Genomic DNA, 15,459 nt, shown 5'->3' with positions numbered 1-15,459 from the left:
CGATCAGGATACGATGCGTCAATCCATTTACTCATGGTCGTATATCTTCGCTTTAATATTGATTATTATTAACCTTATCCAGTTTGGTGCGTGAGCAATATCTTCTTGCCATGTATTTTCTTCCGGATTCTTTTTCAGCACACCGTACACGACATCAAGTGTCTTATCGGTAATGTTATCTTGCCCAATGGATTGTAATGCCAATACAAGAATCGGCAAAATTTTTCCTTTATAGGCGAAAGTGCTTGGAACACGATGCTTGAATGTTATCGTGCGATTCCCGATTTTTAGTTTTCTCGAAGTACCGGAGGTCAGATATATTATGTTCATCGGCACCTGTGTCGAGAAGCCGAGATAGTTTTCGGCTGTCGTACCATGAGGCAATAATTGGGCGTCATCACGCTTGGCCACAGCCTCAGCTATTTCATATGGCGTCGGCATCACCGGCCCGAAACTCGACATTAGAGGTTTTACGTAAATACCGAATGCCACTCTCACAAGTTTTCCGGCTTTGGTAAGTTCTGCTAAAACATTTGCTGCGTGACGTGTGTCAATAGGCATAAAACTGTCTGGCAAGAAGATAGTACCCTTCTTGCTTCGGTTTATCTTTGATATGATAGCCTGCTTCTGTTCCATATTCATGCTTCAAAAATGAAAATAAACATGTTATTTTCATTTTTATGGAATACAAATTTAGGCGTTTACTTCCAATATACCAAATAATTATATCGAATATTTGGTAATCTCACATATAAGAGAATCAGGCGGTCATTTAATAGTCTTTTTGAGTTTGCTTTGTTTAAGGTAGGGAAATCATTATATATGTGAGGCCGCTACAATGCTCTGAAACCATAATAGAATCTATATTGCCACTGTTCTAACGTTTAACTCGCATAATATTGACAACCGACGAGTTATAAATACCTTATTAATTTAATTGTTAGTTTTCTTATGTTAGGAAAGAGATCGCTATACATAAAAACGATTTTTTCATTGATAATCAGATATTTTTCTTTATATTTGTATCGTATTGGAAATGGAAACAGTATTGCCAAGCAAAATGCCGAAAAAAGCACTATGTTCATTCATTTGCGCGGTTGTTTTGATACTCTATAAAATATTATTAATGTGACAGTTACCAAAAGAAATCCCGTTCTGGTGGCACTGTCTCTTACTCTTTGCTCCTTTGTTGCCGCATGTTCCGGTGACGATGCCGAGTCTGTAACACCGGAAGTTATAATACCGGAGAATATATTGAATACCGGAATGACCTTTTCCAAGGACGGAGGAACAATCTCATTGAGTATAAAATCGAATGTGCCGCTGGAAGTCATCAGTAGCGCATCGGACTGGTGCAAGGTTACTCCCGAAACTTCTGCTTCGAGCACCATCTTTAAATATGCAGTTACTGCGGAGCCTAATACGGATACGAATGACCGTGAAGCTGTGATTACGGTAAAGGCGGATGGCAACGAAGTGGGGCATTTTTCCGTCGTGCAGGCCCGGGGAGAAGGCGACAGTATGGGCAATGATGCCAAGACGCTTGCTGCCCAAATGTATGCCGGTATAAATATAGGCAACACGTTGGAGGTGCCCGGAAATGAAACGGCTTGGGGAAATCCTAAGGTGAGCAAGGCATATATCGACGGTTTGAAGAAGCTGGGATTCAATGCAGTGCGCATACCTTGTGCGTGGGATTCGTATATCATCAATCAGACGTCGTATGAGATAGATGCTGCATGGCTCGACCGGGTAAGCGAGGTAGTGGGCTATTGCGTAGCCAATGATATGTATGCCATCGTCAATATCCACTGGGATGGCGGCTGGCTCGAAGAAAGTGTCGTGAACGGTTACAGCAGTAAGGTGGATGCCAAACAAAAGGCATTGTGGACACAGATTGCCACCAAACTCAATGCTTATGACGAACATTTGCTTTTTGCCGGATGCAACGAGCCGGGACAACAGGCGCAGGATAAAGTGGATGCATCGGTAGTAAAAACAATCATAGCCTATGAGCAGACATTTATTGATGCCGTACGTGCCACGGGTGGGAATAATGCAAGACGCTGCCTGATAGTTCAAGGCCCCTATACCAATATAGATAAGACGGTGAAAGAATATACAATGCCTGTAGATGCGGTGCCCGACCGCCTGATGGTGGAGGTCCACTTCTACGACCCCTATCAGTTCACCATGATGAACCATGATGAAAATTGGGGCAAAGTATTCCTTTATTGGGGTAAGGATAACCATGTGGCTGGTTCTATTCACAATGCCACTGCTTATGAGGAAGATTATGTGAAAGAACAATTCCAGAAGATGAAGACAGCTTATGTGGATAAAGGCATTCCTGTGATTGTCGGTGAGTACAGTGCTATGAAGCGGACAAAAGCGGACAAGATAGACGGTACTTCCGGGCTTGCCTATTCCGACATCGACGAGGAAATGCATAATAAGAGTCGTGCCTACTGGAATGAAGTTGTCACCCGTGAAGCAAAAAATCATGGTTGTGTTCCTTTCTATTGGGAAACGGGCGGTGACATGGAACGTACATCGGGTCAGGCAAAGGAAGCTTACGCCATCGATGGTGTTATGAAGGGAGCCAAAGAAGGAAAATATCCCTATTAGGCCCGTATCATGTGGCTTTAGTGGATGTACTTCTCCGATAAAAAAGCTCCGGATTTCTTTGTTTTTTGTCGGCTTTTTGCTTCATTTGCAATAAAAAATGAACTCCCCTTATTCTGATAGTATGAAAAGATTGCAACTGCTTATCTTGTGGGTTTGGACGATCTGTTTCTCTGCTGCTGCACACAACTATATGTTTAAACATCTGGAGGTAAAAGACGGGCTTTCCAATAATCAGGTTAATGCTATTTACAAAGATTCAAACGGTTTCATGTGGTTTGGCACGGCTTCCGGTTTGAACCGTTACGATGGTTATGACACCAGGATTTACCGTAGCCAGAAAGACGATGTCAACTCCCTGCCCGACAATTACATAGAAGAGATACAAGAAGATGCATCCGGCAATTTATGGATACGTACAGGGACAGGATATGTCCTTTATAACTCTGTTACCGATAATTTCGACCGTGATGTCGAGGCTTGGATGTGGAATATCGGTGTTAGTGGAACTCCTTCGTTAATCTATATCGACAAAGGAAAAAACTTTTGGATGTATGTTGCCGGTAAAGGCGTCTATCAATACAGTGTCGGACAGAAGGGTGCCGTAATGGTGGAGGGGCTGGACGAAATGATATCGAAAGCCGGAATTACGGCTATGGCAGAGTGCAGTGAAGGAGTATTGCTGTTTTTTAATGACGGTGTTCTGGTTTGCCTGGACGAAAACAACTTGAAACCTAAATGGACCAACCGTGATATTGCCGAGGAATGGAAGGAAAACAGGGATGCTACCTTTTCTCTGTTTGTTGACTGTAATGAGCGGATATGGATATTCAGTGTCGAAGGGATATGGGTTTATCATTTACCCCGGAAAGCTTGGGAACTGCGTTCTCCCAGAAACGATACTTATAACACGGTGCGTGCCGTGTCGCAAGACAAATACGGATGTATATGGGTGGGAAAAGACCAGGATGGCCTTGAAGTGATAGACCCGTCGGGAAAGACTTTGCGATTGACGAATGACCCCGGTAATGGGCGTACCTTATCCAACAATACTGTAACCGCTCTTTATGAAGATGAGGCCGGCACCATGTGGGTAGGGACTTATAAGAAGGGAATCTCTTATTATAACGAAAGTGCTTTCAAATTCGGCATTGCCGATATAGGTGATATAAATTGTGTGGAAGATGGTGGAAATGATGTCGTGTGGCTGGGTACGAATGACCGGGGACTGATCCGGTGGAACAGCGTGACGGACGAGCGGAAAATCTTTTCGCACACGGCAGCCCCTGGCTCTATTTCGAGTGATGTGATTGTCTGTCTTCTCCAGGATAGTAAAGGCCGCTTATGGGCAGGTACTTTCTGGGGTGGCCTGAATTGTTACGACGGAAATCGTTTTATCCATTACCGGGCAGATAAGGGAAACGGTAATTCACTGATTTATGATAATGTATGGGCTCTGGCAGAAGATGCGGACAGGAATATCTGGATTGGTACGCTTGGGGGAGGGTTGCAGTGCCTGAATCCTCAGACCGGTGTTTTTACCACTTATGCAACCGGCAATTCAAATCTGGTGTCTGATTATATCTCTTCCATCTGTGTGGGGCGTGACCATACTTTGATTATCGGAACGTCGGCAGGTTTGGCTGTCATGGATTTGAAGACCCGGAAGATAACAAACTTCACCGGTACAAAGTCCGGTAAAACCCGATTCTCAAACCAGAACATCAACCAGGTTTATGAAGACAGCCGGGGTTTGCTTTGGCTGGCAACACGTGAAGGATTGAATGTTTATAATCCGAAACAGGATGAACTGTATGAGGTACCCATCAAACCGGACTTCTCGAAATTGCTGATACTGGGCATTACGGAGGATGAGAACAAGAGCATGTGGGTAAGTACCGGAGGAGAGTTAATCAACGTTGTACTGTCCGTTGACAGTAAGACGGGGCACCCCGTATTCCGTTGCTATACCTACAACGACAAGGACGGACTGCAAAGCTGCGACTTCAACCAGCGTTCCCTCAAACGGCTGTATACGGGCGAAATTGTAGTGGGAGGTCTGTATGGATTGAACCGTTTCAGGCCCGATAATATAAAGTACAACAGTACGTTGCCGAAAGTGATGTTTACCGGTTTCCAACTGTTCAATGAAGAGGTAAAGGTGGGCGAGGAGTATGCCGGGCGCATTATATTGCCGGAAGCTCTGAATGAAACCCAGGAAATCGTTTTGGACTATAAGCAGAATGTTTTTACTGTACTGTTTGCTTCGGACAATTATGTACTTCCCGAAAAGACGCAGTATTTCTACAAACTGGATGGATTCAACGAAGACTGGCTGACAAGTATGTCCGACATGCACCGCGTCACTTATACAAATCTGGCACCGGGAACTTATACGCTGCGGGTAAAGGCTACGAACAGTGACGGATATGCGGGCACTGAAGAAGCTTGCCTGAAGATTGTTATCCTTCCGCCTTTCTGGATGACTCCATGGGCGTATGTTGTCTATATACTTCTGATTCTTGGCATCATCTTCTTCTCACTCTACACCGTGCAGCGCAGGGAACGGAATAAGTTCAAGATACGCCAGATGGAGGAAGATGCGAAAAAGAAGGAAGAACTGAACCAGATGAAGTTCCGCTTCTTTACGAACGTCAGTCACGAACTGCGTACACCGTTGACGTTGATTATATCGCCGTTGGAAAGTATGATGAAGGAGATTGGGGATGAAAAGCAGCAAAGCAAATTGAAACTGATGTACCGCAATGCGCAGCGTTTGCTGAATCTGGTCAACCAACTGCTGGATTTCCGTAAGAACGAGATGGCGGGTATGCATCTCACCTTGTCCGAAGGGGATATTGTGTCCTATGTGCGCAGTATCTGTACTTCCTTTCTGATACTTTCCGAAAAGAAGAACGTGCATCTCACCTTTTTCTCGGCTATGGAATCACTGAACATGTCGTTCGACGAGGATAAGATAGGCAAGGTGGTGATGAACCTTCTCTCCAATGCTTTCAAGTTTACTCCGGAAGGAGGACGGGTCGACGTAGCATTGGAGATGTCGAAGGAGGCACCCGGCAGGTTGCTGATAAAAGTTGCGGATACGGGCATCGGCATCAGGGATGAAGACAAGGAGCGAATTTTCGAACGTTTCTATCAAGTAGAGCAGGAAGAACCGGACCATCAGTCTACAGGCAGCGGCATCGGGCTGAGCCTGGTACGTGATTTTGTGATGTTGCATGAAGGCACGGTACGTGTGGTCGATAATGTGGGGTCGGGCAGTGTGTTTATGGTTGAAATACCGGTCAAACATGTGAAGCTGACCGCCGTTCCGGCACAGTCTGCCGAAACGGCACGCGAGGATGAGGAACTTTTATCTGCTATGGATAAAGAAGAAGCGTTACAGAATGAATTGCCGGATGATGTGGAAGACGATGACAGCGAGAGCGAAAAGGAAAAACCGCTGGCTCTTATCGTGGACGACAATGAGGACTTGATTGCATTTATGAAAGACAGTCTGAGCCTGTACTTCCGCATCCGGTCCGCCTCCAACGGCCGGGAAGCCTGGCAAATGATACCGGACTTGATGCCGGATATTGTTGTCAGTGATGTGATGATGCCCGAAATGGACGGCAATGAGTTGTGCCGCTGGGTGAAGACGGATAAGCGTACTTGTGACATTCCGATGATATTGCTCACTGCCCGTCAAACGGTGGAAGATAAAGTGGAAGGCCTGACTATTGGTGCGGATGATTATGTGACGAAACCTTTCAATGTGGAAATCCTGATTCTGCGTATGCGCAAGTTGATTGCCTTGAGTAAAAAGCATAAGGTACGGACACACATCGATCCCGAGCCGAGTGAAATAGCCATTACTTCACTGGACGAGAAGTTGATAGAGAATGCTATCAAATATGTAGAGGCGAATATTGCCCGCAGCGATTTGTCCGTAGAGGAGTTGAGCCATGAGTTAGGCATGAGCCGGGTGCATCTATACAAGAAGTTGTTGCAGATTACAGGCAAAACGCCTATCGAGTTTATCCGTATCATACGCTTGAAACGAGCGGCGCAACTGTTGCGCGAAAGCCAGCAAAATGTATCGGAGATAGCGTATCAGTTGGGCTTTAATAACCCCAAGTATTTCAGCAAATATTTCAAGGATGAATTCGGCGTTTTACCGTCTGTTTATCAAGAAAGAGAAGGTAAATAACAAACGATACCCATTACAGAAACATATTGTCTTTTAGAAAATCAAATGAGCCCTCTCGTTTCAACATTGGAGGGGCGCTTGTTTGGATGAAACTTCCTACTTTTACACTCGGAGAAAATAACTTTAAAAACAGTAATATGAAATTGAAAAACACTTCAGTTTATTTGCTTACCGGGTTGTTGCTTGCAGCATGTGCCGGAAGCGGATACCAGAAAACCGGAAACGGTGTGGTTGTAGAAGTTAAGCAACAGCAACCGACAGATGTACGTAAAGTACGGGTAGAAGTTATGGGAGAGAAGCTTATCCATGTATCGGCTACCCCGGAAAAAAACTTTTCACAGGAAAAGAGCCTCATTGTAGTTCCCCAACAGAACAAGACGGATTTTAAGGTAGAAGAGCAGGGCGATGAGATCTTTGTAAAGACATCGCAGGTATGCGCCATTGTGTCTAAGGCAACCGGTGAAGTCCGCTTTACCGATGCAGCCGGCAAGCAGATCCTTGCAGAAGACCAGAGAAGCTTTGCGCCGGTTGAAGTGGAGGGTACGAAGGGTTACACTGTCCGTCAGGTATTCCAGTCGCCCGATGATGAAGCCCTTTATGGTCTGGGACAGCATCAGGCGGATGAGTTCAATTATAAGGGAAAGAACGAAGAACTCTTTCAGTACAATACAAAAGTCTCTGTACCTTTCATCGTATCCAATAAGAACTACGGTGTGCTCTGGGACAGCTATTCACTTTGCCGCTTCGGCGATTCACGCGATTATTCACAGTTGGGTGGTGTGTTCAAGCTCTATGATAAAGAGGGGAAAGAGGGTGCACTGACCGGAACTTATGTTCCGTCTCCCAGAACGAAAGCAGAAACATTGGTACGTCGCGAGGATTCTCTTTACTTCGAACATCTGAAAAGGGAAGATTTGTCCAAGGTAGTGAACCTACCGGTAGGATTCCCGCTCGGTGGTGCGCAGGTCACATACGAGGGCGAGATTGAGCCGTCGGAAAGCGGATTGTTCCGTTTCATCCTGTATTATGCCGGATATATAAAGGTATATATAAACAATGAACTCGTTGTTCCCGAACGCTGGCGTACTTCTTGGAATCCTAACAGCTACAAGTTTGCCGTTAAGCTCGAAGCAGGCAAGCGAGTACCTTTAAAGATTGAGTGGAATCCCGATGGCGGTGTGTCCTATTGCGGATTGCGCGTCATGGACCCCGTGCCCGATGCAGAGCAGAACAAACTGGCCTGGTGGGGCGAAATGCAGAACGAGATAGACTACTACTTTGTATACGGTGACAATATGGACGATGTTATCGGAGGTTACCGTACATTGACCGGCAAGTCGCAGATCATGCCGAAGTGGGCGATGGGCTACTGGCAAAGCCGCGAACGCTATAAGACGCAAGATGAGATAGTAGGAACATTGAAAGAATTCCGCAAACGTCAGATTCCTATCGATAACATTGTACAGGATTGGAACTACTGGCCGGAAGATTCTTGGGGCAGTCACGAATTCGACAAAGCACGTTTCCCCGATCCGAAGGGAATGGTCGATTCTATCCACGCGCTGAACGCCCGAATCATGATTTCGGTTTGGCCTAAGTTCTATGCAACCACAGAACACTATAAAGAATTTGATAAGAACGGTTGGATGTACCAACTGGCCGTTAAAGACAGCATCCGCGACTGGATTGGCCCCGGCTACATCGGCTCGTTCTATGACGCATACGCGGCAGATGCCCGCAAACTTTTCTGGAAACAGATGGAAGATCACCTTTATACGTTGGGCATCGATGCCTGGTGGATGGATGCCAGCGAACCGAATATCCGTGACTGTACGGATATCCAGTATCGTAAAGACCTTAGTGGACCTACCGCTCTCGGTCCTTCTGCCAAGTTCTTCAATGCGTATGCTTTGATGAATGCCGAAGCTATCTACGACGGACAGCGCGGCGTGAACAACGACCAGCGTGTATTCCTCTTGACCCGTTCGGGCTTTGCAGGATTGCAGCGTTACTCTACTGCCACCTGGAGTGGTGATATCGCTACCCGTTGGGAAGATATGAAAGCGCAGATCTCTGCCGGTCTGAACTTTGCAGTCAGCGGTATTCCTTACTGGACGATGGACATCGGCGGCTTCTGCGTAGAGAACCGTTACGTGGCCGGACAGATGGAGTACGACAGAAGCGGTCGCGAGAATGCCGATTATAAGGAATGGCGGGAGTTGAACACCCGTTGGTATCAGTTCGGAGCTTTCTGTCCGTTGTATCGTGCACATGGCCAGTTCCCGTTGCGCGAGGCATGGAACATTGCGCCGGAGGGACATCCTGCTTACAATTCTATTCTTTACTATACGAAGTTGCGCTATAATATGATGCCGTATATCTACTCGTTGGCCGGTATGACCTATTTCAATGATTATACCATCATGCGTCCGCTGGTGATGGACTTTACGGCAGATGCGAATGTGAATAATATCAGCGATCAGTTTATGTTCGGTCCTGCCATCATGGCTGCGCCGGTTTATGAGTACGGTGCACGTAGCCGCGAGATGTACTTCCCCGCAGGTTGTGGCTGGTACGATTTCTACTCTGGCAAGTACACGGAAGGCGGACAGAAGCTGAAGGTAGATGCTCCGTACGAACGCATGCCGCTGTATGTGCGTGCAGGTGCCATTGTTCCTTACGGTCCCGATATGCAGTATAGCGATGAAAAACCGGCTGAAGACATTACGCTTTATGTTTATGCAGGTAAGGACGGCGCATTCACGCTGTACGAAGACGAAGGTGTGAACTACAACTACGAGAAGGGACAATACGCCACTATTCCGTTCACTTACAATGATGCTGAAGGTACTTTGACTATCGGTGACCGCACGGGTGAATTCCCCGGTATGCTGAAGGAACGTACGTTCAACGTTGTAAAGGTAAGCAAAGACAAACCGCAACCGTTCGATTTGAAGGCGAAGGGTACCGTGGTGAAGTATGACGGAAAGGCGCAGAGTGTACAAATCTAAATGATAATTTAGCGCAGCAAAGCATCAGTGCAGCAAGCCTGAAAGGCTTCCTGCTATCAGCCCAGGGCAATGCCCTGGGTCATAATGCACCTCTATCTCTGCGCCCTGAAAGGGCAAAAGCCCGTGTGTTATATCTTATGCCCTTTCAGGGCGTAAGGTCAGAGGGGCTTAAACCCAGGGCGTTGCCCTGGGCTGATAGATGAAAGCCCTTCAGGCTTTACTGCAAGTAATCCGAATAGAAACCTTGCTCCAGCGCTATGCTGGTAAATTCTCATTTATCTAATTCAATACCATGAAGAAACTATCAATAATACAACTGTTACCGTGCCTGCTCCTTTTACTATTGGCAGGTGCATGTACTTCTCAAAAGGAAGTAACCGATACTCGCCAGCAAAGATTTACAGATGGCTGGGCTTTCCGTTTAGGCGATGATGCTGCAGCAGCCCGTCCGGACTATAACGACTCGGACTGGCGGCGGCTGAACCTGCCTCACGACTGGGCTGTAGAAGGAGACTTCGATCGAAAGAATCCTTCGGGAACGGGTGGGGGAGCCTTACCCGGCGGCATCGGCTGGTATCGCAAAACGTTTACCGCCGATAAAGCGGATGAAGGCAAGCGCATGCGCATTGACTTCGACGGCGCTTATATGAATTCTACCGTTTACATCAACGGACACGAACTGGGCACACGCCCCTACGGCTATATCTCATTCAGCTACGACCTGACCCCGTACATCAAGTGGGGAGAGAAGAACGTGGTTGCCGTACGTGTAGATAATGCCGAACAACCCAATTCCCGCTGGTATTCCGGTTGCGGCATCTACCGCAATGTATGGCTGACGAAGCTGAACCCGGTGCATGTGGCACAATGGGGGACTTACGTCACCGCCGATGAGGTCTCGAAGAACAGCGCCCGTCTCACCGTTCGCACTACTTTGGAGAACAGCCAGGATGTGGATGCTCCGTTGGAACTGATATCCCGATTGGTAGACGAAAAGGGCAAAGTAGTAAGCGAAGTTTCCAGCCAGGTAACCGTAGAAAAGGGCAAGCAGCTTGAAGCGGTACAAGAGATAGCCGTTGAAAATCCTGAGCTGTGGAGCATCGACCGCCCTTATCTTTATAATGTAAAGACCGAAGTCCGCATGGCGGGCGCTCCGGTTGATACCTACAACACCCCTTTCGGTATCCGTACCTTCCGCTTCGATGCCCAAAAAGGATTTATCCTGAACGGCGAGCAGGTGAAGATAAACGGTGTCTGCATGCACCACGACCTGGGCTGTCTGGGTGCTGCCATCAACACCCGCGCCATCGAGCGACAGCTGGAAATATTGAAAGAGATGGGTTGCAACGGCGTCCGCTGTTCCCACAACCCGCCTTCGCCCGAGCTGCTCGACCTTTGCGACCGTATGGGCTTCATCGTAATGGACGAAACTTTCGACATGTGGCGCAAGCGCAAGACCCGTCACGACTACTCCCGCTACTTCAACGACTGGCACGAGCGCGACCTTACCGATCTCATCGTACGCGACCGTAACCATCCTTCCATCTTTATGTGGAGCATCGGCAACGAAGTGCTGGAACAATGGACCGACGCCAAAGCCGACACCCTTAGCCTGGAAGAAGCGAATCTGATTCTGAACTTCGGACGCAGTGCCGATATGCTGGCCGGCGGAGAGGAAATGTCCGTCAACTCACTGCTGACGAAGAAGCTGGCAGATATGGTAAAGGCACTCGACCCCACGCGTCCCGTGACTGCGGGTTGCAACGAGCCGAACCCCAATAACCACCTGTTCCGTTCGGGAGCATTGGATATCATCGGCTTCAATTACCACGACGATTGGTTTGCAGGCGTTCCCGAGAACTTCCCGGGCAAGCCGTTTATTGTGACGGAGAGTGTATCAGGCTTGATGACCCGCGGCTATTACCGCATGCCGAGCGACTCGATGTTCATCTGGCCTGTAAGTTGGGACAAACCATTCTATGAATCGTCTCTCTCTTGTTCTTCTTACGATAACTGCCATGTGCCTTGGGGAAATTATCATGAGGGCTCGTTGCGCCATGTGAAGAACAACGACTTTATCAGCGGGCAGTACATCTGGACCGGTTTCGATTATATCGGCGAGCCTACTCCTCATGGCTGGCCTGCACGCAGTTCCTTCTTCGGAATCATAGACCTGGCAGGCTTCCCGAAAGACGTCTACTATATGTATCAATCCGAGTGGCGCCCTGACAAGAACGTGCTGCACCTCTTCCCGCACTGGAACTGGACTCCGGGACAGGACATTGACCTGTGGGCCTACTATAACAATGCCGATGAAGTGGAACTCTTTGTGAACGGTCAGTCGCAAGGCGTGCGCAGCAAGGGCAAGGACGATTTCCATGTGATGTGGCGTGTGAAGTACGAGCCGGGCACGGTGAAGGCCATTTCCCGTAAGGACGGCAAGGTGGTGGCTGAGCAGGAAATCCGTACAGCCGGCGAGCCTGCACAGATTCGTCTGACACCGGACCGCAGCACGATCCAGGCCGACGGTCGCGACTTGAGTTTCGTTACGGTAGAGATATTGGATAAGGACGGCAATCTTTGCCCCAATGCCGAGAACGATGTAACGTTTGCCCTCGACGGCTCCGGATTCATTGCCGGTGTAGACAATGGTAGCCCCATTTCGCTGGAGCGCTTCAAAGATAATCACCGCAAGGCTTTCTATGGAAAGTGCCTGGTGGTGATACAAAACGACGGCCAGCCCGGCAGCGTCAAGGTGACGGCTACGGCGGACGGTTTGAGTAAGGCGACAACGGCTATTAAAGTGAAATAGTAATTTACCAGCGAGCGCTACGCAGGTAAATTCCCATTTAACTTGAATCGATATAGAAATGAATGAAATGATAAACATGAGTATCTCAAACTCTCCCGCCTGAAAGGGGGAGTACCCCGTAGGGGGAGGGGGTCTTACATAAGCAGAGAGTAACTTTGCAATAGATAAGTCCCTGCGGGTGTAAGACCCCTCCGCCCTACGGGCACCTCCCCTTTCAGGCGGAGGAGTTTGAGATACTCTTGCTCATATCCTGTCAGAAAGGAATTAATTCCGCCAACAGGTTAATACAATATCTATATGAAAACACTTCTTTCTTCTCTTCTTCTTATTATTTCGGCACCGCTTCTTGCTGCCGGAATGCCTGTCGGAACACCTGCTGAAACATCTGCCGGAACGCCATCCGACACCTGTAACCATCAGCTCTACTATACCGCCCCCGCCGCTATTTGGGAAGAAACCCTTCCCCTGGGCAATGGCCGTCTGGGTATGATGCCCGATGGAGGTATCCTTCGCGAGCACATCGTCCTGAACGAAATATCTCTTTGGAGTGGTATGGAAGCCGATTACAGCAATCCCGATGCTGCAAAAAGCCTGCCTGCCATCCGCCAATTACTATTCGAGGGCAAGAACCGCGAAGCGCAGGAACTGATGTACAGCAGCTTCGTTCCCAAGAAGCAGGAGACGGATGGAAGATATGGAGCCTATCAGGTATTGGGTGATTTGAATATTGATTTTAATTATGCCTCCCAGTCTCCGACTTCCGCTCCCCAACCTCAGCACTACCGCCGTTGGCTCAACTTGCGTGATGCCGTGGCAACCACCACTTTTACTCAAAACGATGTCACTTACCGCCGCGAATACTTCGTTTCCCGCGATCGCGACGTAATGATCGTGCATCTGACTGCCGACTGCAAAGGAGCCCTCAACTTCTCCGCCCGCCTGAGTCGCGCCGAACGTGGCACAGTAACCGCCGCAGGCAATACTCTTCTGATGAACGGCACCCTGGATAGCGGCAAGCCCGGACAAGACGGTATGAAGTACCGTGTTGCCATGCGCCTTGTCTCCCGCGACGGCAAGCAGACTACCACTTCTCAGGATGGCATCACCCTGTCCGGCGGACAAGAAGCCTGGCTGATACTTTCCGCCGCCACCTCCTACGCCGCCGCCAGCACCACCTTCCCCGGTGCCCGTTACGTTGAAGTCTGCGACAGCCTTCTTGATGCTGTTGCCACGCAGCCCCATTCTCAATTGTCCATTCTCCATTCTCAATTGTCCCATCGTTCCCTCTACGACCGTGTCTCCCTGACCCTGCCCGCTACTGCCGACGATGCCCTCCCCACCAATGAGCGCATTCTCCGCTTCACGCAGAAAGAGTCTCCCGCCTTGGCTGCCCTGTACTACAATTACGGTCGCTACCTGCTCATCAGCAGTACCCGCCCCGGCAGCCTGCCTCCCAACTTGCAAGGCCTTTGGGCTAATGGCGTGTGGACTCCCTGGAACGGTGATTACCATACCAACATCAATATTCAGATGAACCACTGGCCCCTGGAGCAAGCCGGCCTCTCCGAGCTCTACCAGCCCTTGACCACACTGATAGGGCGCCTGATCCCTTCGGGCCGCGAGAGCGCCCGCACCTTCTACGGTGACAGTGCCGATGGCTGGGTGCTCCACATGATGACCAACGTCTGGAACTACACCGCCCCCGGTGAGCATCCCTCCTGGGGAGCTACCAACACCGGCGGCGCCTGGCTCTGCGCCCACCTGTGGGAGCACTATCTTTACTCGCAAGACCGCGAATACCTGCGCCGCATCTATCCCATCATGAAAGGTGCCGCCCGCTTCTTCAGTTCCACCACCGTGCAGGAACCCCGTCACGGCTGGCTGGTTACCGCTCCCACCTCTTCGCCTGAGAACAGTTTCTATGTTCCGGGTGATAGCGTAACCGATGTCAGTATCTGCATGGGCCCTACCATGGACGTGCAACTGCTGACCGAACTTTATACCAACGTCATCGCCGCCGCCCGCCTGCTGGATTGTGATGCCGATTATGCCGCCCGCCTCCAAGCCGATTTACAGAAGTTCCCACCCATGCAGATTAGTAAAGAAGGCTATCTGCAAGAGTGGCTCGAAGACTATCGTGAGGTAGATGTGCACCACCGCCACGTCTCCCACCTCTATGGCTTGCATCCCGGCAATTTGATCTCCCCCGATGCAACGCCGGAACTGGCTGATGCTTGCCGCGTCACGCTGAACCGCCGGGGCGATGAGGCTACCGGTTGGAGCCGTGCGTGGAAGATGAACTTCTGGGCACGACTGGGCGATGGTAACCGTGCCTGGAAGCTATTCAAGAGTCTGCTTCATCCGGCGGTCGATGCCAAGACGGGGCGTCACGGCAGTGGCACCTTCCCCAATCTATTCTGCTCGCACCCGCCTTTCCAGATCGATGGGAACTTCGGCGGCACGGCAGGTATCGGCGAGATGCTGTTGCAAAGCCATGAAGGTTTCATCAACCTGCTGCCTGCCTTGCCCGATAGTTGGAGTAGCGGCAGTTTCCGTGGCATGCGCGTGCGTGGCGGCGCTTCCGTTGATTTGGATTGGAAAGACGGACGAGCCGTAAAAGCCGTCATTACTGCTCTTGTTCCGGGGCAGTTCGTCCTCAAGATGCCTGCGGGCGTTACCCGTGCGGAAGTAAAGACGGGAGGGGAGAAGCACGAATATACGGCAAAGACCTTCCCGGTGGAAATGCAACGAGGGGAGCAGTGCGAGGTGAGCTTCCAGTAAATGATAATTTAGCGTCGTGT

At 49.4% G+C, this 15,459-nt stretch carries 6 protein-coding genes; 5 read left to right on the top strand and 1 reads right to left on the bottom strand.

Annotated features, from left to right (window positions below; translation table 11 throughout):
• Positions 1-27: 27 nt before the first annotated feature.
• The gene (locus tag AAE250_RS14245; RefSeq protein WP_342289077.1) at positions 28-636 is read right to left on the bottom strand and encodes a DUF6088 family protein; all 609 of its coding nucleotides are present in this window, start codon (positions 634-636) and stop codon (positions 28-30) included.
• Between the two features lie 483 nt (positions 637-1,119).
• Here AAE250_RS14245 and AAE250_RS14240 point away from each other — a divergent pair, with 483 nt between their 5' ends.
• The 5 genes from AAE250_RS14240 (at position 1,120) to AAE250_RS14220 (ending at position 15,439) form a co-directional block, all read left to right on the top strand.
• Positions 1,120-2,628 (top strand): cellulase family glycosylhydrolase, encoded by a 1,509-nt coding sequence (locus tag AAE250_RS14240; protein WP_446715761.1) that lies wholly within the window; start codon positions 1,120-1,122, stop codon positions 2,626-2,628.
• Positions 2,629-2,749: 121 nt separating this feature from the next.
• Positions 2,750-6,835, top strand: coding sequence for a hybrid sensor histidine kinase/response regulator transcription factor (locus tag AAE250_RS14235; protein ID WP_294601648.1), 4,086 nt, complete (start codon positions 2,750-2,752; stop codon positions 6,833-6,835).
• A 137-nt stretch (positions 6,836-6,972) separates the two neighbouring features.
• Positions 6,973-9,846, top strand: a complete 2,874-nt coding sequence (locus tag AAE250_RS14230) for a TIM-barrel domain-containing protein (protein ID WP_294601646.1) — start codon at positions 6,973-6,975, stop codon at positions 9,844-9,846.
• Positions 9,847-10,138: 292 nt separating this feature from the next.
• Positions 10,139-12,658: a glycoside hydrolase family 2 TIM barrel-domain containing protein gene (locus tag AAE250_RS14225; RefSeq protein ID WP_294601644.1), complete on the top strand. Its 2,520-nt coding sequence runs from the start codon at positions 10,139-10,141 to the stop codon at positions 12,656-12,658.
• Between the two features lie 297 nt (positions 12,659-12,955).
• Complete coding sequence (locus AAE250_RS14220) at positions 12,956-15,439, top strand: glycoside hydrolase family 95 protein (protein WP_294601642.1); 2,484 nt, start codon at positions 12,956-12,958, stop codon at positions 15,437-15,439.
• Positions 15,440-15,459: the final 20 nt, after the last annotated feature.

Source organism: Bacteroides sp. GD17, assembly GCF_038448625.1.
Classification (GTDB): domain Bacteria; phylum Bacteroidota; class Bacteroidia; order Bacteroidales; family Bacteroidaceae; genus Bacteroides.
The sequence above is the reverse complement of the archived record's forward strand: the minus strand, read 5'-3'. Positions and strand labels throughout refer to the sequence as shown.